At 54.9% G+C, this 24654-nt stretch carries 29 protein-coding genes; 10 read left to right on the top strand and 19 right to left on the bottom strand.

Annotation, left to right across the window (positions count from 1 at the left end):
- Positions 1 to 410: 410 nt before the first annotated feature.
- The 3 genes from CBW42_RS01335 to CBW42_RS01325 form a co-directional block, all read right to left on the bottom strand.
- The gene (locus CBW42_RS01335; protein ID WP_165761002.1) at positions 411 to 713 is read right to left on the bottom strand and encodes a sigma-70 family RNA polymerase sigma factor; all 303 of its coding nucleotides are present in this window, start codon (positions 711 to 713) and stop codon (positions 411 to 413) included.
- A gap of 538 nt (positions 714 to 1251) precedes the next feature.
- Entirely contained in the window at positions 1252 to 2196 is a 945-nt protein-coding gene (locus CBW42_RS01330; RefSeq protein ID WP_087016968.1) for a TIGR03943 family putative permease subunit, read from the bottom strand.
- A 9-nt stretch (positions 2197 to 2205) separates the two neighbouring features.
- Positions 2206 to 3342, bottom strand: coding sequence for a CobW family GTP-binding protein (locus CBW42_RS01325; RefSeq protein ID WP_087016965.1), 1137 nt, complete (start codon positions 3340 to 3342; stop codon positions 2206 to 2208).
- Positions 3343 to 3587: 245 nt separating this feature from the next.
- On the opposite strand from CBW42_RS01325, the gene CBW42_RS01320 reads away from it, so the two are divergent.
- From CBW42_RS01320 to CBW42_RS01300, 5 genes are all read left to right on the top strand, one after another.
- Positions 3588 to 4187, top strand: a complete 600-nt coding sequence (locus tag CBW42_RS01320) for an HdeD family acid-resistance protein (protein WP_165761001.1) — start codon at positions 3588 to 3590, stop codon at positions 4185 to 4187.
- A 26-nt stretch (positions 4188 to 4213) separates the two neighbouring features.
- Positions 4214 to 4537: an ArsR/SmtB family transcription factor gene (locus CBW42_RS01315; protein ID WP_087017004.1), complete on the top strand. Its 324-nt coding sequence runs from the start codon at positions 4214 to 4216 to the stop codon at positions 4535 to 4537.
- A gap of 100 nt (positions 4538 to 4637) precedes the next feature.
- Entirely contained in the window at positions 4638 to 5273 is a 636-nt protein-coding gene (locus CBW42_RS01310; protein ID WP_087016961.1) for a hypothetical protein, read from the top strand.
- Between the two features lie 25 nt (positions 5274 to 5298).
- The gene (locus CBW42_RS15310; protein WP_407922946.1) at positions 5299 to 5505 is read left to right on the top strand and encodes an S-layer homology domain-containing protein; all 207 of its coding nucleotides are present in this window, start codon (positions 5299 to 5301) and stop codon (positions 5503 to 5505) included.
- A 31-nt stretch (positions 5506 to 5536) separates the two neighbouring features.
- On the top strand, positions 5537 to 5989 hold the full coding sequence (locus tag CBW42_RS01300) for a S24/S26 family peptidase (RefSeq protein WP_242969756.1): 453 nt from the start codon (positions 5537 to 5539) through the stop codon (positions 5987 to 5989).
- 51 nt (positions 5990 to 6040) lie between these two features.
- Here the strand turns inward: CBW42_RS01300 and CBW42_RS01295 are convergent, their stop codons facing one another.
- The 8 genes from CBW42_RS01295 to CBW42_RS01260 all read right to left on the bottom strand — a co-directional run bounded on the left by CBW42_RS01295 (position 6041) and on the right by CBW42_RS01260 (position 13053).
- Complete coding sequence (locus CBW42_RS01295) at positions 6041 to 6493, bottom strand: YjbQ family protein (protein WP_087016957.1); 453 nt, start codon at positions 6491 to 6493, stop codon at positions 6041 to 6043.
- A 26-nt stretch (positions 6494 to 6519) separates the two neighbouring features.
- Positions 6520 to 7518, bottom strand: coding sequence for an ion transporter (locus tag CBW42_RS01290; RefSeq protein ID WP_087016955.1), 999 nt, complete (start codon positions 7516 to 7518; stop codon positions 6520 to 6522).
- Positions 7519 to 7605: 87 nt separating this feature from the next.
- A complete protein-coding gene (pta, locus tag CBW42_RS01285; protein WP_087016953.1) occupies positions 7606 to 8580 on the bottom strand; it encodes a phosphate acetyltransferase in 975 nt (324 codons plus the stop codon).
- A gap of 250 nt (positions 8581 to 8830) precedes the next feature.
- A complete protein-coding gene (locus CBW42_RS01280) occupies positions 8831 to 9469 on the bottom strand; it encodes a VanZ family protein (RefSeq protein WP_165760999.1) in 639 nt (212 codons plus the stop codon).
- An 88-nt stretch (positions 9470 to 9557) separates the two neighbouring features.
- Entirely contained in the window at positions 9558 to 10118 is a 561-nt protein-coding gene (locus tag CBW42_RS01275; RefSeq protein ID WP_087016949.1) for an RNA 2'-phosphotransferase, read from the bottom strand.
- 24 nt (positions 10119 to 10142) lie between these two features.
- Entirely contained in the window at positions 10143 to 11954 is a 1812-nt protein-coding gene (locus CBW42_RS01270) for an ABC transporter ATP-binding protein (protein WP_242969755.1), read from the bottom strand.
- Positions 11955 to 12029: 75 nt separating this feature from the next.
- Complete coding sequence (locus tag CBW42_RS01265; RefSeq protein WP_087016947.1) at positions 12030 to 12338, bottom strand: AzlD domain-containing protein; 309 nt, start codon at positions 12336 to 12338, stop codon at positions 12030 to 12032.
- A complete protein-coding gene (locus CBW42_RS01260; protein WP_087016945.1) occupies positions 12328 to 13053 on the bottom strand; it encodes an AzlC family ABC transporter permease in 726 nt (241 codons plus the stop codon). Before CBW42_RS01260 ends, CBW42_RS01265 begins: the two co-directional genes overlap by 11 nt.
- Positions 13054 to 13207: 154 nt before the next feature.
- Between CBW42_RS01260 and CBW42_RS01255 the strand changes: the two genes are divergently transcribed.
- On the top strand, positions 13208 to 14536 hold the full coding sequence (locus tag CBW42_RS01255) for an MATE family efflux transporter (protein ID WP_087016943.1): 1329 nt from the start codon (positions 13208 to 13210) through the stop codon (positions 14534 to 14536).
- A gap of 79 nt (positions 14537 to 14615) precedes the next feature.
- On the opposite strand, the gene CBW42_RS01250 is transcribed toward CBW42_RS01255, so the two are convergent.
- Positions 14616 to 15773: an FprA family A-type flavoprotein gene (locus CBW42_RS01250; RefSeq protein ID WP_087016941.1), complete on the bottom strand. Its 1158-nt coding sequence runs from the start codon at positions 15771 to 15773 to the stop codon at positions 14616 to 14618.
- Between the two features lie 134 nt (positions 15774 to 15907).
- The gene (locus CBW42_RS01245) at positions 15908 to 16393 is read right to left on the bottom strand and encodes a helix-turn-helix domain-containing protein (protein WP_087016939.1); all 486 of its coding nucleotides are present in this window, start codon (positions 16391 to 16393) and stop codon (positions 15908 to 15910) included.
- A 223-nt stretch (positions 16394 to 16616) separates the two neighbouring features.
- Between CBW42_RS01245 and CBW42_RS01240 the strand changes: the two genes are divergently transcribed.
- The 4 genes from CBW42_RS01240 (at position 16617) to CBW42_RS01225 (ending at position 18550) form a co-directional block, all read left to right on the top strand.
- Positions 16617 to 17501: a ComEC/Rec2 family competence protein gene (locus tag CBW42_RS01240; protein WP_087016937.1), complete on the top strand. Its 885-nt coding sequence runs from the start codon at positions 16617 to 16619 to the stop codon at positions 17499 to 17501.
- Positions 17498 to 17713, top strand: coding sequence for a DUF3006 family protein (locus CBW42_RS01235; protein ID WP_087016935.1), 216 nt, complete (start codon positions 17498 to 17500; stop codon positions 17711 to 17713). Before CBW42_RS01240 ends, CBW42_RS01235 begins: the two co-directional genes overlap by 4 nt.
- Positions 17714 to 17879: 166 nt before the next feature.
- The gene (locus CBW42_RS01230; protein WP_087016933.1) at positions 17880 to 18083 is read left to right on the top strand and encodes a helix-turn-helix transcriptional regulator; all 204 of its coding nucleotides are present in this window, start codon (positions 17880 to 17882) and stop codon (positions 18081 to 18083) included.
- Positions 18080 to 18550, top strand: coding sequence for a DUF6773 family protein (locus tag CBW42_RS01225; RefSeq protein WP_242969754.1), 471 nt, complete (start codon positions 18080 to 18082; stop codon positions 18548 to 18550). The genes CBW42_RS01230 and CBW42_RS01225 overlap by 4 nt, the downstream gene beginning before the upstream one ends.
- Before the next feature lie 253 nt (positions 18551 to 18803).
- Here the strand turns inward: CBW42_RS01225 and CBW42_RS01220 are convergent, their stop codons facing one another.
- The 6 genes from CBW42_RS01220 to CBW42_RS01195 form a co-directional block, all read right to left on the bottom strand.
- Positions 18804 to 19517 carry a hypothetical protein gene (locus CBW42_RS01220; RefSeq protein ID WP_087016932.1) on the bottom strand — a complete coding sequence of 238 codons (714 nt, stop codon included), beginning with the start codon at positions 19515 to 19517 and terminating at the stop codon, positions 18804 to 18806.
- Positions 19514 to 20290 carry a hypothetical protein gene (locus CBW42_RS01215; RefSeq protein WP_087016930.1) on the bottom strand — a complete coding sequence of 259 codons (777 nt, stop codon included), beginning with the start codon at positions 20288 to 20290 and terminating at the stop codon, positions 19514 to 19516. The genes CBW42_RS01220 and CBW42_RS01215 overlap by 4 nt, the downstream gene beginning before the upstream one ends.
- 20 nt (positions 20291 to 20310) lie before the next feature.
- Positions 20311 to 21339: a hypothetical protein gene (locus tag CBW42_RS01210; protein WP_087016929.1), complete on the bottom strand. Its 1029-nt coding sequence runs from the start codon at positions 21337 to 21339 to the stop codon at positions 20311 to 20313.
- A gap of 18 nt (positions 21340 to 21357) precedes the next feature.
- The gene (locus tag CBW42_RS01205; protein WP_087016927.1) at positions 21358 to 22404 is read right to left on the bottom strand and encodes a YARHG domain-containing protein; all 1047 of its coding nucleotides are present in this window, start codon (positions 22402 to 22404) and stop codon (positions 21358 to 21360) included.
- 247 nt (positions 22405 to 22651) lie between these two features.
- The gene (locus tag CBW42_RS01200) at positions 22652 to 23686 is read right to left on the bottom strand and encodes a sugar ABC transporter substrate-binding protein (protein ID WP_087016925.1); all 1035 of its coding nucleotides are present in this window, start codon (positions 23684 to 23686) and stop codon (positions 22652 to 22654) included.
- 190 nt (positions 23687 to 23876) lie between these two features.
- On the bottom strand, positions 23877 to 24620 hold the full coding sequence (locus CBW42_RS01195) for a tyrosine-protein phosphatase (RefSeq protein ID WP_087016923.1): 744 nt from the start codon (positions 24618 to 24620) through the stop codon (positions 23877 to 23879).
- Positions 24621 to 24654 lie beyond the last annotated feature (34 nt).

Here is a 24654-nt window from a genome sequence, read left to right as displayed (position 1 = left end):
GTCTGGCGCGCTTCCGCGCGCAGCGAACATGCCGGACGGATGGTCCGGCAGTTGCCCCACCGAGAGTTGAATTGAGAAAAACAGTTTATTTTTGAAAGTATGCAGCGCTTGATGGCTTTTCTATTAGAACAAAAGAAACGTCTGGCGCGCTTCCGCGCGCAGCGAACATGCCGGACGGATGGTCCGGCAGTTGCCCTGCCGAGGGTTGACTGAAAGGGCTGTACAAAATTGTTATTCCCAGATAGAGCGCAAAAGTCCGGACAAGCTGTCCGGACTTTTTTATATGATCCGCCCGGCTGCATATATTCTGGGCAGGAAATAGAGAGAAAACAGGGAGAATATAAATGAATCAGGAGTACGTTGGATGTGTGCTTTGGGGGGACGCAGCTGGACGGGATCATGCAAACAGGTCAATCCACTTCGGTTTCATAGAAATCCTCATCGGGATCAGGCGGTTCAAAGGTATAGCCCAACGCAAGACGCAGGCGGTATTTTGCTGCCGCAACGGTTTTACATACGGCTGAACGGGACAGGCCGAATTCAGCCGCGATTTCCTTTTGCGGCATTCCTTCGAGAAAGTTCAGAACGAATACCTGATACTGTTGGCTTGTCAGCGTTTCTGCCATGCATGACAAGAGCCGGCGTCGCAGTTCCATATCCGTAGCGACTGAATTTCTTTTTTGGCCTGCCGCGCTGTGGCTTTGGTTTGACATAGACAGCTCCTTCCTCCGGCTTGTCATAATAGTGTTCAAGATGAAATGCAGTCTGTCGGCTTTCACATACCATAATGTGCAGGGTATTGATCCGTCTGCGCAGTTTTCGGCGCACTTCGAGGGAAATCGTGCGGGAAGCCTGAGCCTCCAGCTGTTGGATGCGTGCTTCCATTACAGCTGCGTTATGCAAATATTCTTCTGAAAGTTCTTTTAACGAACACATACCCAACACCCTTCATTTGAGAATATTGTCGGAAAATGGCAGAAAATTGTTTTGACGAAAATTATGTCGAAATATCTCGTTTTTGCGTGATATATTCTGCTTAAATTCTTTTATAATTAAATAATAGTCTGAGAACAATGCAAAGTCAATGTTGTATTCTGTCAAATATAATGATATAATGACAGAAAAATTCGGTCTGGAAATCAATAGATATTTTTTTGTGGAACGCGCTGTCATCCTGCCCGGATCGGGCGAAATCAAAAAAATTCCCCTCAATCCTTCAGAAAGATCGAGGGGAAAGTATGCGGGACAATTTTATTTGATATAGCAGATATCATCCTGCGGCTTTTCTGCCGGGACAAGGGACTTGACATAAAGCACCGGGCCTTTTCCCTGATATTCCGGGAAAAATTCATCGCGGACTTCCGCTGTCACCATGTACCAATCGCGGTCAACCAGTGTATCTGCGGATGGATGTTTGCATACCATGGCGAGGAAGGTAATATCCTCTGCACAGCACAGCATGGTAAACCGTCCGGCAGCAAAGCAGTTTTTCTGCATGCCCTTCGGACGATATACCTGGCACAGATAACGCACGGTATGTCCGGCATATTTTTCGGTGTGCTCCATCGCGTCGAAATACCACTGACCATAAACCGATTCCGAGATATCGACGATATCGGCGGAGAGGTCGAGATTTGCGCTCAGATCCTCCTGATAGACTTCACTTTCACCGTTTGGATAGTCGAGGAAAATGTCTGCACGGCGGTTAATCAGGCGCACACGGCGGTTTTTGACGATTTCCTTTGTCTTTTCATCTGAACGGTTGAACACAATCATATCGGTCTGCTGGAGCATTTCAAACATATAGCCGCCCATATTCTGGAAATAGACGTCAAAGGTCTGCGCATTCACGGTTGTGACGGTCTGATAGAGCGTCCAGCTCTTCGGGAAGGTGCCGGGCTTGATATCCGATAGCTTCCACATGCCGTTCCACTCGACAATGACACGTTCCGGCTTGTATTTGCGGTTGCATTCGTGCAGCAGCAGACGGTTGAAATCCTCCTGGTTTTCCACCAGCTTGAGCACACAGTTGGTATCGCGCAGAAGCTCGTAATCATATTCGACTTCGCCATCTTCGCACATCAACAGCAGGGTGCGCTCGCCTTCGGCAAAATTCGGGTCCTTCAGGATGGATTCAATGAATGAGGTTTTGCCGCTTTCCAGAAAGCCGGTAAAGAAATATACAGGTATTTCCATACAGGCACCTCAGGCGAACAGCTCTGCGAGTGCGTCTTCCTTGATGCCGGAGCCGATGACGCACAGGCGACCGGTGTAATCCGCACTGCCGCGGCGCAGTTCGATTTCTTCCGGAACCATGTCGAAGTGCAGCCAGCCGCCATCCTGTGCCGGGACAATGCCCTTGGCGCGCAGAACCATACCGAACAGTTCGGTATCCCCCAGCTGTTCCAGGCGGGCGCGCAGGTCGTCCTCCGTGTATTTGTGTGCGGTTTCCATACCCCAGCTTGTGAAGACTTCATCCGCGTCGTGGTCGTGATGGTGATGGCCGCAGGAGCAGACGCCGTTTTCATCATAATGATGCTCATGATGGTGCTCGTGCTCGTCATGGTCGTGATGATGGTGTTCGTGGTCATGCTCGTGGTCGTGACCGCAGCCGCAGTGCTCGTCATGCGCATGATGGTGCTCATGTTCCTCATGGTCATGATGATGATGCTCGTGGTCATGGTGATGGTGGTGATGCTCCTCATGCGCATACAGCTCGGCGGCATCCAGCAGGGCCTGGTGGCCGTCGGCACACATGACGTCATAAATCTGCTCGCCGGTCAGCTCATCCCACGGCGTGGTGATGATGCTGGTGTGCTCACCCGCGTGCTCACGGATCAGCTTCAATGCTTCATCCAGGCGCTTTTCACTGATGTTCTGCGTGCGGCTCAGGACAATTGTGCCTGCGCTCTCCAGCTGATTGTTGTAGAACTCACCGAAGTTCTTGATATACATGCGGCACTTGGAGGCATCGCAGACGGTAGTCAGGCAGCCCATCTCGACCTCACCCTCTTTGAGTACCGGCTGGACAGCAGCGGCGACATCGGACAGCTTACCGACGCCGGACGGCTCGATGATGATGCGGTCCGGGGTGAACTGCTCGAGGACATCGTGCAGCGCCTTGCCGAAATCGCCGACCAGCGTGCAGCAGATGCAGCCGGAATTCATCTCAGTGATTTCAATGCCGGCATCCTTGAGGAAGCCGCCGTCAATGCCGATCTCACCGAATTCGTTTTCGATGAGGACGACTTTTTTGCCCTTCAGCGGGCCTTCCAGCAGCTTGCGGATCAGCGTGGTTTTGCCTGCGCCGAGAAAGCCGGAAATAATGTCAATTTTCGTCATATCAAACACCTTCTGTTAGATTTTATAAACGATTTTGTGATGGGGAAAAGTTCCCAATGATGATAGTACACCAAATAAGGAGAAATTGCAAGCAGCCGCGCACAACTGTCAGAGTTTATTCATTTTTTCACTCCGGAGGCAGAGGGACATGGCAGCACAGCTGGTCATTGACACAGCGAGTGGGATGCCGTACAATCAAAGTAAACCATGCGGCACATTTGCCGCATTTGAGGAGGGATTTTATTATGTTTGAAACATTCCGCAGTATCCGCAGCAGTATGATTCTTACGGCTGTCGGCTGCCTTGCACTGGGCATCGCACTGCTGCTGTTCCCCGATATGTTTTTGAAGATTGCATGTTATGTCATCGGTGCGCTGTTGATTGCCTGGGGCGTGTTGGGCGTGCTCGGCTGTCTGCGCGACCATGTCGCTCGCGTGGGCACGATTCTCATCAGTGTCATTGCGGCGGGGACTGGTATTTTTGTCATCAGCCAGCCCAAAACCATCAGCTCGATCCTGCCGATTGTGGTCGGCCTGATTTTGTTGATCGATGGCATTGTCAATGTGCGGCACGGCATTGGCCTGCGCCGCTTCGGTGATCCGTCCGGCACCTCGGTGCTGGTTCTGGGCATCATTACGGTTGTTTTTGGTGCGGTGATCCTGATGAACCCCTATTCGACTGCGGAGCTGACCTTCCGCCTGATCGGTATTGCGCTGGTATACAGCGGCCTGTCCGATCTGATTATTATTTTCCGCATGAACCGCGCAAATAAAACCTATGAAAACCAGAAAATTATCGATGTGGAAGCGCGTCCGGTCGATGACGATGAGGAGGAAGAACCGTGAGTGTAGACAAAAAAGAACTGGAAAACATGCCGGCGGGCACGGATTTCTTTTCTCTCAGCGATCAGGTGCCGACGGAGGAGGAGCTGTATGATCTCGCAGAGCTGTTCAAAGTGTTCGGCGATTCCACGCGCATTAAAATCCTGTATGTACTGGTCGAGAGCGATATGAGCGTAGGCGATATTGCACAGGCGCTCAACATGACGCAGAGCTCAATTTCCCACCAGCTGCGTGTGCTCAAGCAGAGCCGTTTGGTGCGGTTCCGCCGTGAAGGGAAAAATATCGTGTATTCCCTGGCGGATGACCATGTGCATACGATCATGAGCCAAGGTCTGGAACATCTGGAGGAGTAAGCCTGCCGGCGGCTTGACGGTGCACAGCGTACATGGTACAATAGTATGACAGAGATACGGAATGTAACAATATGCGCGTCAGGCAGGAGGAGGGATTTCCATGACAGCGAAGACGATAATAACCAGTGCCGACAGCCTGTATGCAGGCGAGCTGCACCGTTCGAGTGAAAACTTTTCGCTGGAAGCGTATGGACGCTATGCGGATTTGTTTTTCCGCGCCTATTATGACTATGGCACGGCTGCACAGCGCGAGGCAGAGGATGTCATGTTTGATATCTGGATTGATGAGCCGATGCGCCGTGATCCGGTTTACCTGCGCGATATCCGTTCCGGACATGCCGCGCCGGGCATGCGGTGTGACCGGCTGTATCTTGCCAATCCGCGCGGGGCGCAGAAGGATTTTACCGTTGTTGTGGAGTCTGCTGTCCGTGTCGACAGCCAGGCGACCACCCTGTCCGATCACAAGCATCGTTCGAGTGACAATTTCTCCGTCGACGGCCTGCCGGAAGGAGAGATCAGCTTCCATTTGTTCTATCATTACGGCACGCCGATACAGGCGCGCGCGTCCGGCATTTCGTTTGCTGTCCGGCAGAACCGGCTGATGCACCATCCGCCGGTCATCTGGGAGCAGGTGACGGATGGCGCATGTGTCCGCAGCTACGGCTATGAACGGCTGTATATCGCTGACCCGCAGGGCGCGTCGGAACCGTTCACGGTGATTATTACAGAAGCATAGGGTGTCCGGCCGAGCGCAGAATGCCATGCAGTGGGCTGCTTCAGAAGGCGTGATGAGCGGCATAAATACGGGAAACCTCAACCCGAAGGGTACGCTGACGCGTGCAGAGGCTGCGTTCTTTGGTTCGCGCGACTGTATCGAAGGCATAACAAAATCTATGTCATATTGTGCGCCGTCCGCCGGAGAATCCGGCGGACGGCGTTGTTTGTGCCTGCGTTTTGTGCTATCATAGGGAAGTCAAAAACAAGAAGGGAGAGCCTGCCGTGAAGGTTGTCGATACAACAGAATATGTCTCCATGCTGCGCGGTCTGGTCGAAGAGGGCCGAGAGGTCAGCATGGTGGTTGCGGGCAACAGCATGGCTCCGTTTCTCGTGCATCGGCGGGACAGCATCTGCTTCCGGGCACCTGACCGTGCGCTGCGTGCGGGCGATATGGTGTTTTACCAGCGCGCCACAGGACAATATGTCATGCACCGCATCTGCCGCGTTCGGCGGGAGGGCTATGACATCGTCGGCGATGCACAGACACAAATCGAAGGCCCGGTGCGCCGCGAGCAGATTTTTGCGTTGGTCACGAAGGTACAGCGCAAGGGAAAGTGGATTGGGCCGGGCAGTTTCTGGTGGGAATTTTTTGCCCGCGTGTGGATTCATGTCATTCCGCTGCGTCCGGCTCTTCTGCGTGCATATCAGCGTTTGTTCCGGCACAGGGCTGTATAAACAAAAAAACATGCCTGCGCCGTCCGGTTTGGACAGTACAGGCATGTTTGCTTATTCTCCCATAACCTGGAATACGATTTCGCGGTGGCGGTCGCGGGTGTCACACTCGACGAGCGTGAGGTTCTGCCACGGGCCGACCGTGATCCGGCCGTCGATGAACGGCACGGTGATAAACGGGCTGAGCAGTGCAGATTTGATGTGGCTCGAGCCGTTGTCATCATGCCAGGTGTTGTGGTGCTCATACGGGATGACGCGGCCACGCTCATCGGTATACGGCGAAAAGATATCCATTGCCGCCTTGAGGTCATGGTTTACCATGCCCGGCTCAAATTCAAGCGTCGTCAGAGCGGCAACGCCGCCGGTGGTAAAGCCGGTGACAATGCCGCTCTTGATGCCGCATTCCCGGCAGGCGTCGGTGACAGCCTGCTGGAAGTCGCCGGTTACGTCAATCATACCCATGTGTGCACGGGTGTGGTATTCCTTTACAGAACTGTGAACTGCCATTTCTTTTGTTCCTCCAGTTACAAGTGTCAGTGGTTATTGTTCTCGGTTATTTTACCATGATACAGGGCATTTTTCAAATCCTCGGACAGATCCTGCAACAATACCGCATCGGTTTCGCGGTCATCCTGTACCTGCTGCACCTGCGCGGCAATCTGTTCGATTTTTTCCTCCAGCCCGCGCTCTCGCTGCTCCTGCCGCAGCTGGCGAATTTCATCCAACAGTTCTGCCACTTCGGCCTCCAGCTTGCGTTCATTGCGGTAGCGTGTGCGGTTGACCTCTTCGATAAAGCTGGCGGTGATGATGCCGGACGGCAGGGCGACGATGGCAATGCCAAAAATGGCGGAGATCATACTCACGCCGCGCCCAATGGCTGTCATCGGATGGATATCGCCATAGCCCACCGTAGTCAATGTTGCCGTTGCCCAATACAGCGCATCGAAAAATGAGCTGAAGGTATTCGGTTCAACAGAGAACATCACCGCTGCGGAGACAAAGATATACAGTGCCGCGACAATCAACACCATGGCGAGAATTTTGCGTTCACGCATCAGCGCGCGGTACATGTATATGCAGCTTTTGGAATACCGTATGGTCTTCAGCAGACGCATGCAGCGGAACACGCGCATCAGCCGCAGCAGCTGCAAAAAGGTTGTGAGCGAAATCTTCATTCCGCGGAGCAGCCGGAAGGTGGTGATGACAGGCAGGATGGAGAGCAGGTCAATGATTGCCATCGGTGTGAGCGGGTAGCGCAAAAATGCTTCCTTGTTCGGCAGGCCACGGAAGCGCGGGTCAAAATCTGCCGTAATCCACCGCAGCAGGTAGTCCAGAATAAACAGGCCGGTTACAATGCGGTCGAGCAGGACAATGCCCTGCGTCCAGATTTTGAATACCAGCGGCACCACGCTCAGGCAGACCAGTACAAGGATATAGCGGTCATACCACCGACTGAATTTGTCCTGTCCCTGGTCTTTGGCGATGATTTCATACAGGCGTTCCCGCCTGCTGACAGGCTTTTGGCTCCCCATTGTTCTCATTCCCCACATTTTCATATCAGGATGCAGACAGCCGCTGTCCAGAGGGACAGCGGCTGTACCGATTTCATGGTAATGCTTTTACTTCAGACCAGCGGTGATAATCGCCATCTTGTAAACTTCCTCAGCATTGCAGCCGCGGGACAGGTCGTTGATCGGTGCATTCAGACCCTGAAGAATCGGGCCAAATGCCTCGAAGCCGCCCAGACGCTGTGCAATCTTGTAGCCGATGTTGCCGGCATTGATGTCCGGGAAGATGAAGGTATTTGCCTGGCCTGCAACCGGGGAATCCTTTGCCTTGGTCTTTGCGACAACCGGGGAGAATGCCGCGTCGAACTGCAGTTCGCCGTCAACAGCGAAGTCCGGATTGGTTGCCTTGACCTTGTCGGTTGCATTGCGCATCATGGTAACGGTATCGCCCTTGCCGGAGCCCATGGTGGAATAGGACAGCATAGCAACCTTCGGGTCGATGCCGAATGCCTTTGCGGTGCGTGCGGTCTCAACAGCGATTTCTACCAGATCGTCTTCGCCCGGATTGATGTTGATCGCGCAGTCGCCCATTGCATACAGCTCATCGCTGCCGTCCGCTGCAGGGCGGCACAGAATGAAGCAGGAGGATACGATCTTGTTGCCCGGCTTGGTCTTGATCAGCTGGAGTGCCGGACGAACGGTGTCAGCGGTGGAATATGTAGCACCGCCCAGAAGAGCGTCAGCCTTGCCCATCTTGACGAGCATGGTGCCGAAGTAGTTGCCCTTGGACAGAGCAGCGCGGCATGCGTCTGCATCCATCTTGCCCTTGCGGAGCTCAACCATCTTCTCAACCATAGCGTCCATTTCGCCATAGGTTGCCGGATCAATGATCTCAGCGCCTTCGATATTGAAGTTGCCGACAGCGGCAGCGCCCTTGACTTCATCCTCGGAGCCGATCAGGATAACATCCATCAGGCCTTCCTTCAGCAGGCGTGCGGTTGCTTCCAGAATACGCGGGTCGGGACCCTCGGTGAAAACAATCGTTCTGCGATCTGCCTTCAATACGGAAATCAGATTCTCAAACATTGGTGTTCCCTCCAAAAATAAATATTTACACGTTACTGACACCGCTTCTGCACGGGGTGCAGGTGGTATTTTCATTATACAACCATTTGATAAAAATGTTCAAGTGATATCACCAATTTTGTGAATTTTCGCGTAAAAAAACCGCACCGCCATGGGAACATCACCAACAGGGCGGCGCGGAGGGCTATTGCTTTCGGGCATTTGATACACGAATGGCTGTACGGGTGCCGCGGACAGGGAAAGTGTGCAGTCAGTATCCGTACAGCGAAAGAGCGATATGGGAAACCAGAGGGCCTGCAAGGATAAACTGTATGGCAAACATCGTGCACAGGCTACCGACAGCAGCGCAGGCAGTTTTTCCCGCAGCATTCGCCTCGAACTGGGGGATTCTGCGGGCGAGCAGCTGCCAGACACCGTACCCAGCGAGTGTGCCGAGCGTGTTCATGAGCAAATCGTCAATATCCGTCGCCCGGAAATTGAACAGCTGGCTCAGCTCGATGAGCAATGACAGTAGGAAGCCTGCGCCTGCGGTGCGATACCAGCGGCGGCAGTCCTTCCACAGCAGCGGCAACAGCATGCCGAGTGGGACAAACAGCAGCGCATTGAGTGCCATGCCCATCGCGCCGCCGCCGTCGTGCAATGGCAGGAGGTTGACTGAACCGCTGCTGAGCTGGGACAGCCCGAACCGTTGGATGTCATCCAGCCCTCCGGTGCCTGTGAAATAAAACACGGCGCATACATAGACCGCCAGCACCTGCCAGCCTATGATGAAGCCCGTTTCATAGGCAATGCCACGTTTGCGGTATAACCGGCACAGCAGCCAGCCGAGTAGCAGATATACCGGGAGCACGACGAGATAATTTTCAAATATCGATACAATTGACAGCACAGGTATTCCCTTCCTTCTGATCTTTGACACCTATGCTATCATGCGGATTTGAATGCCAGATTGCGGGTTTCTTTCAAAATTCTTACGGTTATCCATCAATTGGGTGTAAATACCGCGCCGGAACATGCTCCGTCAGCCATACATGGTTGACCGATTCATAAAACAGCAAGCCGTCGCGCGCCATCTGCGCGGCATCCACGCGATAGACAAAGCAGGTGCCGTGCCGCTGGCCGACAGCCACGGCGGTGTCGATGTCGCGTGACAGGTGGACATACAGCCGCCGCATGTGCAGCAGGCCCTGCCGTTCAATCGATGGGACATATTTCAGCCCTGTGCCGTGGTACAGTACGGCAGGCGGCATTTTGGGGGACAGCTCGAGATCGACCGGAATGGAATGCCCCTGATTGGCGCGGATTTTGCGCCTGTCTTCGCTGAAGCTGTAGCGCTGCTTGCTGTCCGTGCGCACGATTTCCTCCAGAACTGGAAGGGAAATGCGGTGCTTTCCGGTCGCATTGATGCCGTCCAGCAGCTCCTGCGTGTCCGCCCAGCCGTGTTCATCGATCACAATGCCGATGGCCTCCGGATGGTGGCGCAGAATCAGGCTGATGAATTTGCTCAGCCGGGTGAGCGGGTCCTGTGAGCGGGACATGCAGTGTGCTCCTTTCCCAGATGGTTACCAGTCCTGTACCAGACGGGCGGATTCCGCTTCGTCCAGCTCAGTGACGCGGGTGTTTTTGACACGGTAGACGCGACGGCACATGCCGAGCACGCTCGGACGGTGCGTCGTGACAATGCAGGTTTTGTTCGGACGCTGTTGGATGATATTTTTCAGCACGCGGCGTTCGGTTTCGACATCCAGCGCACTGGTCGCTTCATCCAGCAGCAGAATCGGACAGTCGCGCAGGACGGCGCGCGCAATGGCAATGCGCTGTGCCTGTCCCTCGGAAACACGCCGCCCGCGTTCGCCGAGCGGGCTGTGGATGCCGTCCGGCAGGTTGCGGACAAAATCCCAGGCACAGGCAATTTTGAGCGCATCAATTATTTGCTCATCTGTCGCATCCTCGCGCACCATGCGCAGGTTTTCTGCAATGGTACCGGATACAATCGTATTGCCCTGTGGGACATACGAGAAAAACCGGCGGAGGTCGGCATTCATCGGGATTTCATTTCCCGTGCTGTCAATGAGCACTGCCGTGCCGCCGTCCGGATGAATCAGGCCGAGAATCATGCGCAGCATGGTGGTTTTTCCTTCACCGCTCGGGCCGACGAGCGCGACAATTTCATTCGGACAGGCGAGAAAATCGCTGTCCGTCAGCACAGAAGAGCTTTCGGTATAAGAAAAGTATACGCCGCGCATGCAGACGGTAAAGCCGTCATCTGCCAGTTCCTCCAGCTGGTGCGTGGTTTCCAGGGCGTGTTCTTCCTTCGGCAGCTCAAGCAGCTCGCGCACACGCTGTGCGGATACGGCACTGTTGAGCATGCTGGGGAAAATCCCGATGAGGGAATTGAAGTCGCTGCTCAGCTTGGCGCGCTGCTGCAAAAACAGTGTCATCGTGCCGTAGCTGATGGATTTTGTCCACAGCAGGAACAGACAATAGGCAAATGCAATAAAACTGACTGCGGCACCGAGCAGTGACATCCAGATATTCATCTTGATGCTGAACAGATTGTAATCCAGATTGCAGTCTTTGTATTTTTTCTGCCAGCTGCGCAATTTTTCGCCATAAAAGCCCATGATACCGAAGCTCTTGATGGTATCGATATTATAAAATGCTTCGGATTCAAAGCTCATCATTTCACTGTTCAATTCGAGCACATGCCTGCGGTATTCCCGATTTTTCCGCATGAGAAACCGGCTGCTGACCAGCAGCACAGGCGCGCTGAGAAAGGCAATCCATGCCATTGTCGTGTTGTAATGCAGGATGACGGCAAAGCTGGCAAAAAACGAATACAGGCTGATGATGACATTGGGTATCCATGAAACCGCATTGGTTGCAATGGTGTTGACATCGCTGTTAAAGCGGTTGAGCAGGTCACCGCTGGCATAACCGTTGAGCTTCAGCCAGTCGGCATCCATAATTTTGTCAAAAATTTCGGCCTGAATATCGTTGCCCACGGAAATGCTCAGGCGGGCGGAATAGCGGCTGACCAGGCTGGAAAAGACAAGGCTGAATACTGTGCTGCCGATCATCGCGGCAACGAGTACCCACAACCGGTTGATCTGATAGCCGGTGATGATGTCGATGAGGTATTTGCTCACGACAGAGGATACCAGACCCATTGAGGTGCTGAATATGCCCATCAGCGTATAAATCAGAATGGAGCGCTTATAGTTTGCAGAAAACGAAAAAATCCATCGCCAGTCGGCGAGGAATTCCCGATATGTGCCGTCATCCATGCGGTCGAGCAGCAGCTGCACCGCCCGGGATTTCAATATTCGATTGAACCGGGTGTAATGCTCCCCGTCCTGCTTCTGCCGGCTCACACAGTTTCCCCCTTACAATGCTTAGATTTGTATTTTATATAAAAATTTATACAGTTCGTATTCAAAAACTCCCTGTCAGCACAGGAACAGCTCCAACACGAATACCACTGCACAGGCAGTGACGGCGACCTGAAACAGGCTGCCGCCGCACCAGGCGAGCACAATGCCGACGAGCAATGCTGCCGCACCTGACCACACACTGCCCGTCGCATCGAGAATGGCGGGGAAGGTCATGACCGCGAGTGTGACATACGGCACGTAATATAAAAACGAACGGATGGTTTTGTTTTTGATTTCCTTTCGGATGAGCGTCAGCGGCAGCACTCGGATGAGATAGGTCACGCCTGCCATGACGGCGATGTACAGATAGGGATTATGCTGCATGGGTTTCCTCCTCCTCATGAATCGGGAACAGGACAGCGGCAATGCCTGCAATGACGACGGTGAGAATAATGGTGCGCATGCCGGAGGAAATACCGGACAGCATCGGCAGCTTGGCCATGGCAAAGCTCGCCGCCATCGAAACGGCAACCAGTCCCGCAATGACACGATTCTGTCGTGCGGGCGGGATGATAATGGCCAGAAACATGCCATATAAACCGACGCCGAGCGCACTGACAACATTGGCAGGCAGAATGTTGCCGACGACAATGCCCAGCACAGTGCCGAGCGTCCAGCCCGGGATAGAAAGCGCCATCATGCCGTAATGATAAAATGGATTGAGCCTGTCCGGTACACAGCTTGACACACCGAACATTTCGTCCGTAATACCCCAGCCGATGAGCAGGCGGTGGAAAAGCGGCAGATCGGGATCGAGCTTCTGGCTGAGCGAGCAGGACATCAACAGATAACGCGCATTGATGACGAGCATCATGACTGCCATTTCGACATAGGTCGCACCGGCGGCAATGACGTTGAAGCCTGCAAACTGTCCGGCACTGGCGAGCGTTGTCGCACTGGCAAGTGCACCCTGTATGGCGTTGAGCCCGGCATTTTTTGCGGCAATGCCCAGCGTAAAGGAGACTGCAAAATAACCCAGTGCAATCGGCACGCCATTTTTCATGCCGCGACGGAACCATGCGGCATTTTCATTGTTCATTCAAAATTCCTCCGATTTGTGTCATCTTCCCGTCTATTGTACCGTGAACCGGCGCTTCCGTCAAATGCTTTGATGCCCGTCTTGACAAGGGTGACAGTGGGCGCTATAGTAGAGAGACTTACCCAAAAGAATCAGAAGGAAAAAAGGAGGATGTATGAATTCGTTTGAGCGCCCGATTACACCGGGCTTTGTGCTGCGGTTTACATTGCCGGGCATGCTGATGATGTTATTCAATTCGTTTTATACCATGGTAGACGGCGGGTTTGTGTCCAATTTTGTCAGTACAGATGCACTTTCCGCCATCAATATTGTTTTCCCGCTCATCAATTTTGTACTTGCAGTGGGTATTATGCTGGCTTCCGGCGGCAGTGCGGTCACAGCGCGGCAGATGGGGGAAAAGGAACCGGAGCTGGCGCGCCAGAGCTTTTCTCTGCTGGTTGCCTTTTCTGCCGGACTGGGAATTGTGATTGCCATACTGTCGATTGTATTTGTCGATCCGATTGTGTGGGCACTCGGCTCGACCGATGCACTGTATGGCTATTGCCGCGATTATCTGGTTTTTATGAGCCTGTTCACACCGTGCTGTATGCTGCAAATCCTGTTTCAGTTCTTTTTCACGACGGCAGGCAGGCCACATCTCGGTCTGGCCTCGACACTGCTCGGCGGCATTGCCAATATGGTGCTCGACTATGTGCTGATTGTCCCGCTGCATATGGGCATCCGCGGTGCGGCGATTGCCACCGGCATCGGGCAGGCAATTCCAACTGTCATCGGGCTGGTGTACTTTTTCAGCCGGCACAATGATCTGTTGTATTTTGTGCGTCCGGTGATGCGCGGCTGGGTGCTGGGGCGCGCCTGTCTCAACGGCTCATCCGAAATGGTGTCCAATCTCGCCGTTGCCGTTACAACCTATCTGTTCAATATTATCATGCTGTCCTATCTCGGCGAGGACGGCGTTGCGGCAATTACAATTGTTCTGTATGCACAGTTTTTCTTCACCGCGATTTTCTTCGGCTATACCTCCGGCGTCGCGCCGCTCATCAGTTTTCATTTCGGTGCGCACAACCAGAACCGGCTGAAACAACTGGTACGGCTCAGCCTGTTGTTTGTTGTCGTGTGTTCGCTGCTGGCGTATGGCGGATCGGTCGTGCTGTCGCAGACGGTTGTCGGCATGTTCGCACAGCGCGGGACAGCAGTGTTTTCCATCGCGTCGGACGGCATGGAGCTGTTTGCCATCGGTTTTCTGTTCATGGGATTCAATATTTTTGCGTCCGGACTGTTTACAGCGCTGTCCAACGGCATGGTTTCCGCGGTTTTGTCTTTTCTGCGCACATTTGTGTTTCTTATCGCGGCCATTGAACTGCTGCCAAAGCTGTGCGGCGTATCCGGCGTATGGCTTGCGATCCCGGCGGCAGAGCTGCTTGCGCTGGTGGTGGCGCTCTTCTGCATTCTCCGGTACCGGAAACAGTATCAATACCTGTAACATGGCTGTATTGCAAAAGCAAAGGCTGGCAGAGTTGCTCTGCCAGCCTGTTTTTCTATGCTGTTTGAAATTTGAGAGCTTACAGCAGGGCGTCTGCCATGGCATCCAGCTGTGCCTCGTTTTCCGCGGTGAGGGCGGACTTGATGGTAACGGTGTCCAGCCAGGTGAGGTTCTTGCTGTTCTCAAGCAGACCGGTCATAACCTTTGCCGCCATCGGTGCCCACGAACCGTTTTCGATGATGCCAACCGTGCGGTTCTGATAGTTGCGCTCGGTCAGGTGCTCGATAAAGGTGCGCATGAACGGGAAGACCTCGCCGTTGTATGTCGTGCTCGCGAGTACCAGCTTGCCGTAACGGAACGCATCCTCGACAGCCTCGGCCATATCGGAGCGCGCCAGATCGGTCAGGACAACCTTCGGGCAGCCCTTTGCGGTGAGCTTGTCCGCCAGCAGCTTGGCAGCCTTTCTGGTGTTGCCGTAAACAGAGGTATACGCGATCATGACGCCCTCGGACTCGACGCCATAGGACGACCAGATGTCGTACAGATTGATGTAATACCCGAGATCCTCGGTCAGGATCGGGCCATGCAGCGGGCAGATTTTTGCGATATCCAGTGCAGCGGCCTTCTTGAGCAACGCCTGAACCGGTGCGCCATATTTGCCGACAATGCCGATGTAATAGCGGCGAGCTTCGCATGCCCAGCTCTCCTCGACATCCAGTGCGCCGAACTTGCCGAAGCCGTCCGCGGAGAACAGAACCTTGTCCTGTGCGTCATAGGTCACCATGACTTCCGGCCAGTGAACCATCGGTGCGAAGACAAAGGTCAGTGTGCGGTTGCCCAGCGACAGCGTGCCGTTGTTTGCGACAACCTCACGGTTCGGTGCGACATCTGCGCCGAAGAACTGCTGCATCATCGTGAAGGTCTTTGCGTTGCCGACGACGATGGCATCCGGATAAACCTTCAGAAATTCTGCGATGCTCGAAGAGTGATCCGGTTCCATATGCTGGATAATCAGATAATCCGGCTTTTTGCCATTGAGAGCGGCGGCGATATTGTCCAGCCACTCCTGTACGAAGCGGATGTCGACCGTGTCCATAACGGCGTTTTTTTCGTCCAGAATAGCATAGGAATTGTATGCCATGCCGTTCGGAACAACATACTGTCCCTCAAACAGATCGATTTCATGGTCATTGACACCGACATACAGGATGGAATCGGTTACTTTGCTGAAGCCCATTGCATTTCCTCCATTTCATGTGCGAGTCTGTGCGGCGGTACAGACTCGGAATCATTCTCATTTCAACTGCTTTTATTGTACCTGTTCTGTAGGTTTTTGTCAATGACAGCACGCTTGCCATATGGCAGCAAGGATTATTTTCTGTTTTGCCGATTTGGCAGGATAAGCAGGAAGATTCCCGTCAGCAGGCAGACAGCAGCGACCGCGATAACCGCTATGACCGGGAAATGCCAGAGGTATTCCGTCACATCGGTATACCAGGAGCCGGTTTGCATGTCGATACTCCGCATCCAGACGGCTGCGAACCCTGCGAGGATCAGACACACCACGCCCGCGAGGACGAGCACAGCGCCCACAATCAGCCGGGTTCGTTTTCCACTGGTTGCTTCCACAGGCTGTGGAAAACTGCGCGCATTCCGGAACGGTTCACCGGTCAGCAATTCGTCGATGGAAACATCGAACAGCCGGCTGATCTGAATGACATTGTCAATATCCGGCTTTGCCGCATCCAGTTCCCATTTGGAAACCGCCTGCCGCGATACGCCGAGCTGTTCCGCCAGCTGCTGCTGGGACAGGCCGTTCTGTCGGCGCAGCGTTTGAAGATTTTGTCCGAATGTCATGGGGAATCCCTCCTTTGCTGCCCTGATTGTATCATATCCGGCGGGGGCAATCTACCGTTTCCACCTGTCAAATGCGCAACCGGGCGTTGCGCACGCGTTCTGCGGTTACAAATGTGCCTGAAATCATACACTTTCTGTAAAAGAGTGAAATTTTTTGTGAAGTTTGTTTGCATCCATGATTGCATACTGGTATACTTAAAATAACAGTATGGGAGGATAAGATATGAAAAAGAGATCCAATCTGACGCTGGTGCTTGCCGTCTTCCTGATCGCGGCAATTATGCTCAGCAAGCAGTTTCTGCCATCTGCTGCGCCGGACACCGTTGCGGACACAGGGACAGAAACCACCATTCATTTTATTGACGTCGGACAGGGCGATGCATCGCTGATTGTCAGCGGTGACAGTGCCGTGCTGATTGACGGCGGCAAACAGTCCGCCGGGGATGCGGTTGTCGATTACCTGAGCCGCCATGGAATTGCGGATCTGGACGCAGTGATTGCCACTCATCCGCATGAAGACCATATCGGCGGCCTGGTGGATGTTTTCGAGGCATTTGATGTCAAATCGGTGTATCTGTCGGATGAAGCGATGGACACGCGCATTTATGAAAAGCTGCTCGATGCCATCGATGAAGAAGGCATTGAGCCGGAATTTCCGGATATCGGCGATACCATTCCGCTGGGCGAATCCGGCGGTGTATTCACGGTGCTTGCACCCGGGCCGAACAGCCGGGATACCTATGGAAATGACCCGAATACCTGGTCGCTTGTCCTGCGGCTGGATGCAAGCGGGTGCAGCGCCCTGTTTACGGGTGATACGACGACGCGCGTCGAACAGGATATGATAAAAAATACTCTCTCTCTGCTCGACTGCAATGTGCTCAAGGTTGCACATCACGGCTCGCGCACTGCTTCCAGTGCAGAATTTCTCGAAGCAGTTTCCCCGGAATTTGCAGTCATTTCCTATGAAAAGGGCAATTCCTACGGCTTGCCGGATGAGGAAGTGTTTGAACGGCTGGAGCCCATCGGAACGGAAATTTTTGAAACCGCAAAACACGGTTCGGTCGTGTTGACCATGGCAAATGGTGAGGTGGGTGTTGCATCATGAGGGGAACGGTTGACCGGATTGAAAACGGCATTGCCGTTGTGGAAACGGATGACGGCATGCAGGAATTTGCCGCTGTCGACGGCCTGTGCGACGGTGATGTCGTCGAGATTGCGGATGGCGTGATTGTGGCGATTGACCGCGCGGAAGCAGAGGCGCGCCGCGCGCGCATGCAGGCGCGGCTCGACCGTATGCTGAAAAAGAAAAAAACGTGATTTTAAATTGACACACCGACGAGTGTGTCAATTTTATTTTATAATTTGTAAAATATAATTGACATATCGTCGTATATATTGTATGATACAGATACGGAAGACAGAAAGCATACAGCGAAGGAGGGACTGCCATGAACGATGCAGCAAGCCGTTGGCGGGGTGCGCCATGAAGAACCGGAATATGAAACTGGCCCGTGTGGAAAAGGACCTGTCGCAGGAGGCGCTGGCGAAGCGCGTCGGCGTGACGCGGCAGACAATCAGCATGATTGAAGCGGGCAAATTCAACCCATCCCTGCGCCTGTGCCTGGATATCTGCCACGCACTGGGAAAAACACTGGATGATCTGTTCTGGGAGGAGGATTCGCAATGAAACGCATGAAAAACAATCTGGATGAACGGCAGGAGCAGGAGCTGCTGCACATAGAACATATCGGCGTGTGGTTCTGCTTCTGGGCACTGCTGGCGGCGCTGGTGATCCAGTCGCTGATGGGCGCGCCGTGGTCGCAGATCGCAGGCGAATGGATGATCTTTATGGTGCTGGCGCTCGGCATGGCAGTTGCATGCATCCGCCGCGGCATTTGGGATCGCTATCTGAAGCCGGATCTCAAAACCAATGTGGCTGCGAGCGCTGTCGGCGGTCTGGCGATTGCTGTCTTTGTGTTCGGCATGATATTGCGCAACACCGGCGGGGAATTTTGGGGCGTCAGCATTGTGCTGGCAGTCGGTACCGGGCTGTTCACCTTTGCGCTGTGCCTTGTCGCGCTGACGGTCTCCGCGCGGCTGACAAAAAAGCGACAGCAGAATCTGGAAAACATGGACTGTGACGACGACGAATAGACCCGATATGATAGAATAGGGCGTATCTGAAAAGTCGAAAATTTTGACTATGCTGCAAGTACAGACTGCTTCTTCGTGAAAAACACTTGAAATCCGAAGGGATTCCGGCGAACTTTTGCCTTGAACCAGTCTCGCCCTTTGCGAAATATTCGTCGTTTTGTTGGTTTTCAGATAGCGCCTGAAAAAAATGTACCGACTTCAAAAAGTTAGATCAAAAAATCTAACGATTGGAGGTCGGTACATTTTTCTATCGTCACGTGTCTGTCATCGCGCTGCGCATGCGGTCGGCGAATACATACCAGTCGGAGGTTTCGTCCACTGCGCCGAGCTTATATTTTTCCTCTCCGCGCACGACGCGCCAGGTTTTGGTGATGCGCGGCGGGACAATGCGAATTTCATCCGCAGGCATGCTGTCAGCGGGCTCCGGTTCTCTGGCGGGCGGCTGCGGCAGCAGGATGGTATGTTCCTCCGCCGATTTGGACGGCTCAAGCGCATACCAGTGAATGCCGTCGTCGGCGTACACAGCCGGGTCGAGATGGGTAAAGCCGACGGAATGCGGATGCATCTGCCGGGCCGTGTCGCGTGCGAGCTGCCGCGCACCGTGTGACAGCGACGGGTCATGCCGTTCCAGCCAGACATCTGCCGTGTCTGCACGTTCCGCGTGGAACAGCAGCTTGCCGGACGGCGGGGCGAGCAGTGTGCCAGGCAGAGAGGGCAGATAGGCCCATACCCACGGCTCCTGTGCCTTCTGGAAGGCATAGCCGCACACTGTCCATGTGCCGGTTTTCTCCGGCGCAAAGCGCACGAGCAGGGAACAGGTGGACATACAGAGAAAGGCGATATCTCCCGCGCCGCCATAATGCCGGGCGCGGTCGAGCAGACAGCACAGCCCTTCGTGCTCCTCCAGAGTGAGCAGACGGTGTTTGTCTGCGGGGTCAAGTGCAAACGGGAAACCGGTCAGCGTCATGGGTTGCCTCCTTTGTCCGGTGCATACTGCCAGCCGTGTTTGTCCAGCTCGGCTTCCAGTGCGGCGGCAGCGGCTTCCAGTGCGGAAAAGCTCCAGCCGTCTGCCTCGCGCGCAATGTCCGCGCTGCAGGCAATGGGATACGGCATATTGCCGCGGCTGACCGCTTCCAGCCGGGCGGCTTTTGTTTTGCGGTCGAGCGTCAGGCGGATGTCACAGCGGCGCGGTTCCTGCGGATGCCAGCGTGTGCGTCCCTGTGTGGGGGGCTGTTCGGAGAAATGCAGTCCGTCCGCATCAAAGGTGAACGAAACCGGTGCATCTGCGGCAAAAATGGCGCGCTGCATCGCTTTTGTATGCGGATTTTTCGGGCTGTATTGTGCACAGGCATCCATCAGCCGCGCGGGCGGCAGCGGGACGGTCTTGCCGTCCCGGACAATCAGGGCATAGATGGAAGAGGCAGACCAGAAACCGGGGACAAGGTGCGGCAGGCACAGCCAGAACGGGCGCACATCTGCCGCGGGGCAGTACAGCCCTTCGAGCGACAGGATGGGGCGCGCATACAGATCACGGGTGCCGCTGTCAACCGCGCGCACCAGCACGGCATCGGTGTCGCTGAGGAAAAAATGTACCGTGCCGTCGGCCTGTCCGCGCTGCATGTCGGCGAGGCGCTGCTGTAAAAACGCGCCGACGGCATCGGATTTTTGCGGCGGGAGCGGAACCAGATAGCGGTAATCCGCTTCGGGCGTGCGGCTGAATAAAAAGAGTTCCGGTTTCATGGTGTCACCTCCTTTGTCTGTCAGACTTCGATGATCTGCGATCCGCAGAGCGGGTCGAGAATGGAATGCAGATTGCCGGCATACTGGCGATACAGGGAAATCTGTTCATTTTCCTGTCCGGCAAGGCGCTGTAAAATATGCCGCCACTGGAAACCGGAGACAAAGCCGGGCTTGCGCTCTACTTGTTCCGGGATCTCTTCGCTGTCATCATAGCCGAGGCGCACACGGTTTTCCAGCTCATTCATGACGCCGTATAAAATCGCAAGATCGAAGCCATAGGGCTGCGGCGGTGCGGTCATTTCGGAGTGATAGATGCCGCCTTCGTCGCGCCAGGAGTTGGAATTGCCGTCGCCGCAGGTCGAAGTGGGGACAACGGCGATTTTCCAGCCCGGCTGGTTGATGCAGAAACGCACGGTCGGGTCGAAGACCTGTAATGCGCGGTTGACCAGACCGTGGAAATGGTTGTCCTTGAGCTCCTGCGGGATTAAACCGGAATCGCATTTGGTCAGCAGGAGCAGGACGGTGCGCGGCTTGCTGACAAAGGCGGTGTCGCGCTCCGTGCTCAGGATTTCAAAAATTGTGTTGATTTCCAGTGCAATTTTCTGGCGGGCGGGCTCTACGCCGCCTTCTTCCGACAGGATATTCGCATCTGCAAACAGCAGCAGCACATCGGTATCCATAATGCGGTGCAGCAGACGGCTGGATTCCTCCGAGCCTTTGCCCAGCATGGTTTTGAGCACGCCGCCCGGATAGTCGATCAGCGGCATATCCAGCAGCGGATAGGTGGGTACATCCGGGCGGAAATGTCCGCCGAATGCAAACGGGAATTCCGTGGTAATCATGGTACCGGTGCTGACAAAGCCCTGATTGATGTCCGCATAACGGTTGATGATGCCGGAATTGCGGATGCGCTCCTCCGGCGTCGCGCCGCAGGCGGTGAGATAATAGCTGTCACGGCGGCGCACCTTGAGCAGCTCCATGATTGCGCCATAGGCATTGCTCTTGCCGCTGCCGCTGACGCCGACGGCGGTCACAATAATTTTACTCATATGATTTTAACCCCTTTGTTATGACCTGAGTCTGCTGCGGCAGGAAATCAGGAAGTCCAAGTTTGTGTTTTCTGTGTCATTGAATTCCGCGCGGACTTCATCCTGTGATTTGTCCGGGTCGGGCTTGTACCAGCTTTGTTCGGCGAAATAGGCCGCATCGACCGAGTTGGACAGATCGTAGCCGTGGCGGGCATACATTTCATTGATGGCGCGCTGGATTTGTGCAGCGTCCATGCCTGCTACATCGCTGTCAGTCAGTATGCGGCGGTGGGACGGCAAAATATAATTGCCGCCGAACAGGCCGGAAAACCAGTCACTGACACCGCCTGCCCAGCTGCTGATGGTATCACCGATGCCGCCGGAGGAGGTTTCTTCCTGTGTGTCAGGTTCCGTGGTCTGCGTGCTGTCAGCCGGCGTGGCAGTTGCCGGCTCATCTTCCAGGTTTGTAGCTTCCGGCTCCGTGTTCGTGTCCGACGGGTGGTTTGCTTCACCGGACAGCAGCTGCGGCAGCTCGACCGGTTTGACATCGAGATAGGACATACCGTTCGGATGTACCGTCAGCCCGACACCGGCGAGCAGCGTGCCGATGCTGCGGTTTGCCGCATTGACATAGGACAGCGCGGACAGCGGGCCGAGCAGGATGACCGCTACAAGGGCAGCCGCAATCAGGCGTTTCGGCAGCAGCAGCTTTTGATGCTGGCGCACAGTGAACAGCAGGGAGCCGTCCTCTGCGCGGTAGGTGCGCACGCCCTCCAGCCAGCCGCCGGGCAGGCGTTCCAGCTTGCCGTATTTGGTTTTGTCGAATGCACCGCCGATGCGCCCATAGGCGCCGGGTGCGATGGTGACGAGGTATTCCTTCCGGTCAATGGGTGCGGCAGAGGCTTTTTTCCCCTTGCGGATGAACGTCAGATACAGGCACAACAGCAGCACAACTGCGGCGGTCGGGACGGGGAATGATCCGACCAGAACGCCCAGAATGCTGAGTTTCGTGCCCAGCCAGATGAGCGCCTCAAATACCACCAGTGCGAGCAGAATGCCGCGCACAACTTGAAAAAATTGCTTCATAGAAATAAGTACCCCCTGCCCGTCCCAATACGTCTGTGCAGGGGACAGGGCAAACAGAAAATGGAGTGGAGCGGCGCGCCGACAGTCGGCGCGCCGCGACAAACTGCGACAGTTTACGCTTCTCACTATACGGAAAAAAATCCTGTGTGTCAATAGCAGACGGGAACAAGACAGGCACAAAAAACGCCCAAACAGGCTGGTTTTGCCCGTTTGAGCGCATATTCACAGAAAATTTACCGGATTGTTATCATTTTGTCTTTTTGTGGCGCAGGCGGCGGTTGACCTCGTCCATATGCTCCTGTGCATTGCCCTGTGTAATCAGCTCCACATCGGTGTGAATGGTTTCCGGCACTTCCTCGCCCTGATACAGCCTGACGGCAGTGCGGACGCATTCCCGTCCAATTTCATAGGCATCCTGTGCGAATACCGCGTCGATTTCTCCCACGCGAACCAGCTCGGAAACTTCCTGCATGCCGTCGAACGAGACAATATGAATGCTGTCACTGCGTCCGGCCTGTGCAATGGCGCGCTGTGCGCCGACCGCCATGCTGTCCGAGGTGGTGCACACCAGATGAAGTGTTTGCTGTGTCTCGAGCAGTTCCGCCATGGCTTGCTCTGCTTCTTTCTCAGAGGAGTTGCAGATCTTCGTATCCAGTACCTGTACGCCGCCGTCATGCAGTGCGTCTTCCAGTCCGTATTCGCGCAGGGTGTGTGCCCTGTCCTCTGCCTGCCCGCGCAGGATGACGGCGCAGGCACCTTCATCGACCAGTCCGGCCGCATATTGTCCCTGCTGATAGGCGGCGTTGTAATTGTCCGTGCCGATATAGCAGGCGCAGCCGTCGTAGTCCAGTGCGGTGTCGACGGACAGAATGATTTTGCCGTTTTTTTCGGCGCGCGCAAGCCCGTCTGCCAGCGCAGACTCATCAATCGGCGCAATGGCGATGACGTCTACTGCCATGTTCGCCATGGTCAGCAGCATATCCGCCTGATCGTCTGTGTCATCCTCGTCATCGGGGGAAAAGACCATCACTTCGACACCGAGCGCATCCGCCTCATCCTCCGCACCTGCCTTGATGAGATCGAAATACGGATTGTCCAGCGACTTGAGCAGGATTCCGATATACGGCATATCCAGTACAGACGGCTGAGTCGCGGCACCGGAACCGGTGTCGGTGGGGTCTTCCGTGTGGTCGCGTTTTGCGGAGCCGCCCCCGCATGCACAGCACAGCAGCGAGCACAGGGTCAGCAGCCCGACCAGACAAAATTTGCGTATGTTTTTCATGCGGATGCCCTCCTTTCGCGCGTGTAGGGTAAATCATTATATCATTTCTGCCTATCTGTCGGCAACTGCATTTGTGTACAAAAAAAGAATCCGGTTTTGTACCGGGCTCCCCCTCCGGGAGGGTGGCGGATTCGATGCTTTGCCGGGAAAACGGAAGGAGCTTTTGTTCAGCGGCGGCGTTCGGGCCGGATTAAGAATCAAACACCGACTCGACCGGTTCATCGCGCAGGATATGCGCGGGATTGCGCTCGAGCAGCAGCTCCGGGCAGCCGTCGCCATAGGTATCGCGCAGAAATGCGCGGATATCCGCCAGCCATGGCGTGCGCGCTGTGTCGCTGTGTGCATCGCTTGCAACCAGATGCACCAGCCCGATCTCCAGCATCCGGCGGGATACGCGCAGAGCACCTTCGCCGAACCGTCCGAGTGGACTGCCCCGGTTGATTTGCAGGACACAGCCCATGTCCGCGAAGACAGGCAGCAGCCCGCCGGGGTCGCGCTGCACAAACCGGTAGCGTTCGGGATGGGCAATGATCGGCGTATAGCCCGCATCCAGCAGCGATTCCAGCCCGTCCAGCACGCGGGACGGGCGGTCGTGAAACGAAAATTCCACCAATGGATACCGTGTGCCGCCCAGCGTCGGCACGGTGCCGCGCCGCAGCATGTCGGCCACATCGCCGTCAAAATAAATTTCCGCACCGGTGACAATTTCCAGCGGGATATTTTGCTGCTTCAGCAGGGTGCGCAGCGCTGTAAAGCGTGCGTCCAACTCGTCTGAGGCGTAATTTTCAAACATGCGGGCGATGTTGGTGTGCGGTGTGGCGGCGATGGTTGCCACACCCGCATCCACGGCGAGTCGCGCCATGTCCAGTGCCTGTTCCGGTGTCTGTGCGCCGTCATCTACGCCCGGCAGGATATGGCAGTGCAGGTCGATCATGTCGACATATCTCCTTTTCCAAATGATACAGAGT

Origin of the sequence: Butyricicoccus porcorum (assembly GCF_002157465.1) — a bacterium.
Lineage (GTDB): Bacteria > Bacillota > Clostridia > Oscillospirales > Butyricicoccaceae > Butyricicoccus_A > Butyricicoccus_A porcorum.
This window is presented reverse-complemented; position numbering and strand designations above follow the sequence as displayed.

What these genes read in the sequence shown, in the direction of transcription:
- CBW42_RS01195 (WP_087016923.1), bottom strand. Translation starts at nt 24,620, where the DNA reads ATGATCGACCTGCACTGCCATATCCTGCCGGGCGTAGATGACGGCGCA.
- CBW42_RS01240 (WP_087016937.1), top strand. Translation starts at nt 16,617, where the DNA reads ATGAAAAAGAGATCCAATCTGACGCTGGTGCTTGCCGTCTTCCTGATC.
- CBW42_RS15310 (WP_407922946.1), top strand. Translation starts at nt 5,299, where the DNA reads ATGCAGTGGGCTGCTTCAGAAGGCGTGATGAGCGGCATAAATACGGGA.
- CBW42_RS01330 (WP_087016968.1), bottom strand. Translation starts at nt 2,196, where the DNA reads ATGGAAATACCTGTATATTTCTTTACCGGCTTTCTGGAAAGCGGCAAA.
- CBW42_RS01225 (WP_242969754.1), top strand. Translation starts at nt 18,080, where the DNA reads ATGAAACGCATGAAAAACAATCTGGATGAACGGCAGGAGCAGGAGCTG.
- CBW42_RS01205 (WP_087016927.1), bottom strand. Translation starts at nt 22,404, where the DNA reads ATGAAGCAATTTTTTCAAGTTGTGCGCGGCATTCTGCTCGCACTGGTG.
- pta (WP_087016953.1), bottom strand. Translation starts at nt 8,580, where the DNA reads ATGTTTGAGAATCTGATTTCCGTATTGAAGGCAGATCGCAGAACGATT.
- CBW42_RS01220 (WP_087016932.1), bottom strand. Translation starts at nt 19,517, where the DNA reads ATGACGCTGACCGGTTTCCCGTTTGCACTTGACCCCGCAGACAAACAC.
- CBW42_RS01320 (WP_165761001.1), top strand. Translation starts at nt 3,588, where the DNA reads ATGTTTGAAACATTCCGCAGTATCCGCAGCAGTATGATTCTTACGGCT.
- CBW42_RS01215 (WP_087016930.1), bottom strand. Translation starts at nt 20,290, where the DNA reads ATGAAACCGGAACTCTTTTTATTCAGCCGCACGCCCGAAGCGGATTAC.
- CBW42_RS01325 (WP_087016965.1), bottom strand. Translation starts at nt 3,342, where the DNA reads ATGACGAAAATTGACATTATTTCCGGCTTTCTCGGCGCAGGCAAAACC.
- CBW42_RS01275 (WP_087016949.1), bottom strand. Translation starts at nt 10,118, where the DNA reads ATGTCCCGCTCACAGGACCCGCTCACCCGGCTGAGCAAATTCATCAGC.
- CBW42_RS01255 (WP_087016943.1), top strand. Translation starts at nt 13,208, where the DNA reads ATGAATTCGTTTGAGCGCCCGATTACACCGGGCTTTGTGCTGCGGTTT.
- CBW42_RS01210 (WP_087016929.1), bottom strand. Translation starts at nt 21,339, where the DNA reads ATGAGTAAAATTATTGTGACCGCCGTCGGCGTCAGCGGCAGCGGCAAG.
- CBW42_RS01265 (WP_087016947.1), bottom strand. Translation starts at nt 12,338, where the DNA reads ATGCAGCATAATCCCTATCTGTACATCGCCGTCATGGCAGGCGTGACC.
- CBW42_RS01295 (WP_087016957.1), bottom strand. Translation starts at nt 6,493, where the DNA reads ATGGCAGTTCACAGTTCTGTAAAGGAATACCACACCCGTGCACACATG.
- CBW42_RS01235 (WP_087016935.1), top strand. Translation starts at nt 17,498, where the DNA reads ATGAGGGGAACGGTTGACCGGATTGAAAACGGCATTGCCGTTGTGGAA.
- CBW42_RS01260 (WP_087016945.1), bottom strand. Translation starts at nt 13,053, where the DNA reads ATGAACAATGAAAATGCCGCATGGTTCCGTCGCGGCATGAAAAATGGC.
- CBW42_RS01250 (WP_087016941.1), bottom strand. Translation starts at nt 15,773, where the DNA reads ATGGGCTTCAGCAAAGTAACCGATTCCATCCTGTATGTCGGTGTCAAT.
- CBW42_RS01200 (WP_087016925.1), bottom strand. Translation starts at nt 23,686, where the DNA reads ATGAAAAACATACGCAAATTTTGTCTGGTCGGGCTGCTGACCCTGTGC.
- CBW42_RS01310 (WP_087016961.1), top strand. Translation starts at nt 4,638, where the DNA reads ATGACAGCGAAGACGATAATAACCAGTGCCGACAGCCTGTATGCAGGC.
- CBW42_RS01230 (WP_087016933.1), top strand. Translation starts at nt 17,880, where the DNA reads ATGAAGAACCGGAATATGAAACTGGCCCGTGTGGAAAAGGACCTGTCG.
- CBW42_RS01290 (WP_087016955.1), bottom strand. Translation starts at nt 7,518, where the DNA reads ATGGGGAGCCAAAAGCCTGTCAGCAGGCGGGAACGCCTGTATGAAATC.
- CBW42_RS01315 (WP_087017004.1), top strand. Translation starts at nt 4,214, where the DNA reads ATGCCGGCGGGCACGGATTTCTTTTCTCTCAGCGATCAGGTGCCGACG.
- CBW42_RS01335 (WP_165761002.1), bottom strand. Translation starts at nt 713, where the DNA reads ATGTCAAACCAAAGCCACAGCGCGGCAGGCCAAAAAAGAAATTCAGTC.
- CBW42_RS01245 (WP_087016939.1), bottom strand. Translation starts at nt 16,393, where the DNA reads ATGACATTCGGACAAAATCTTCAAACGCTGCGCCGACAGAACGGCCTG.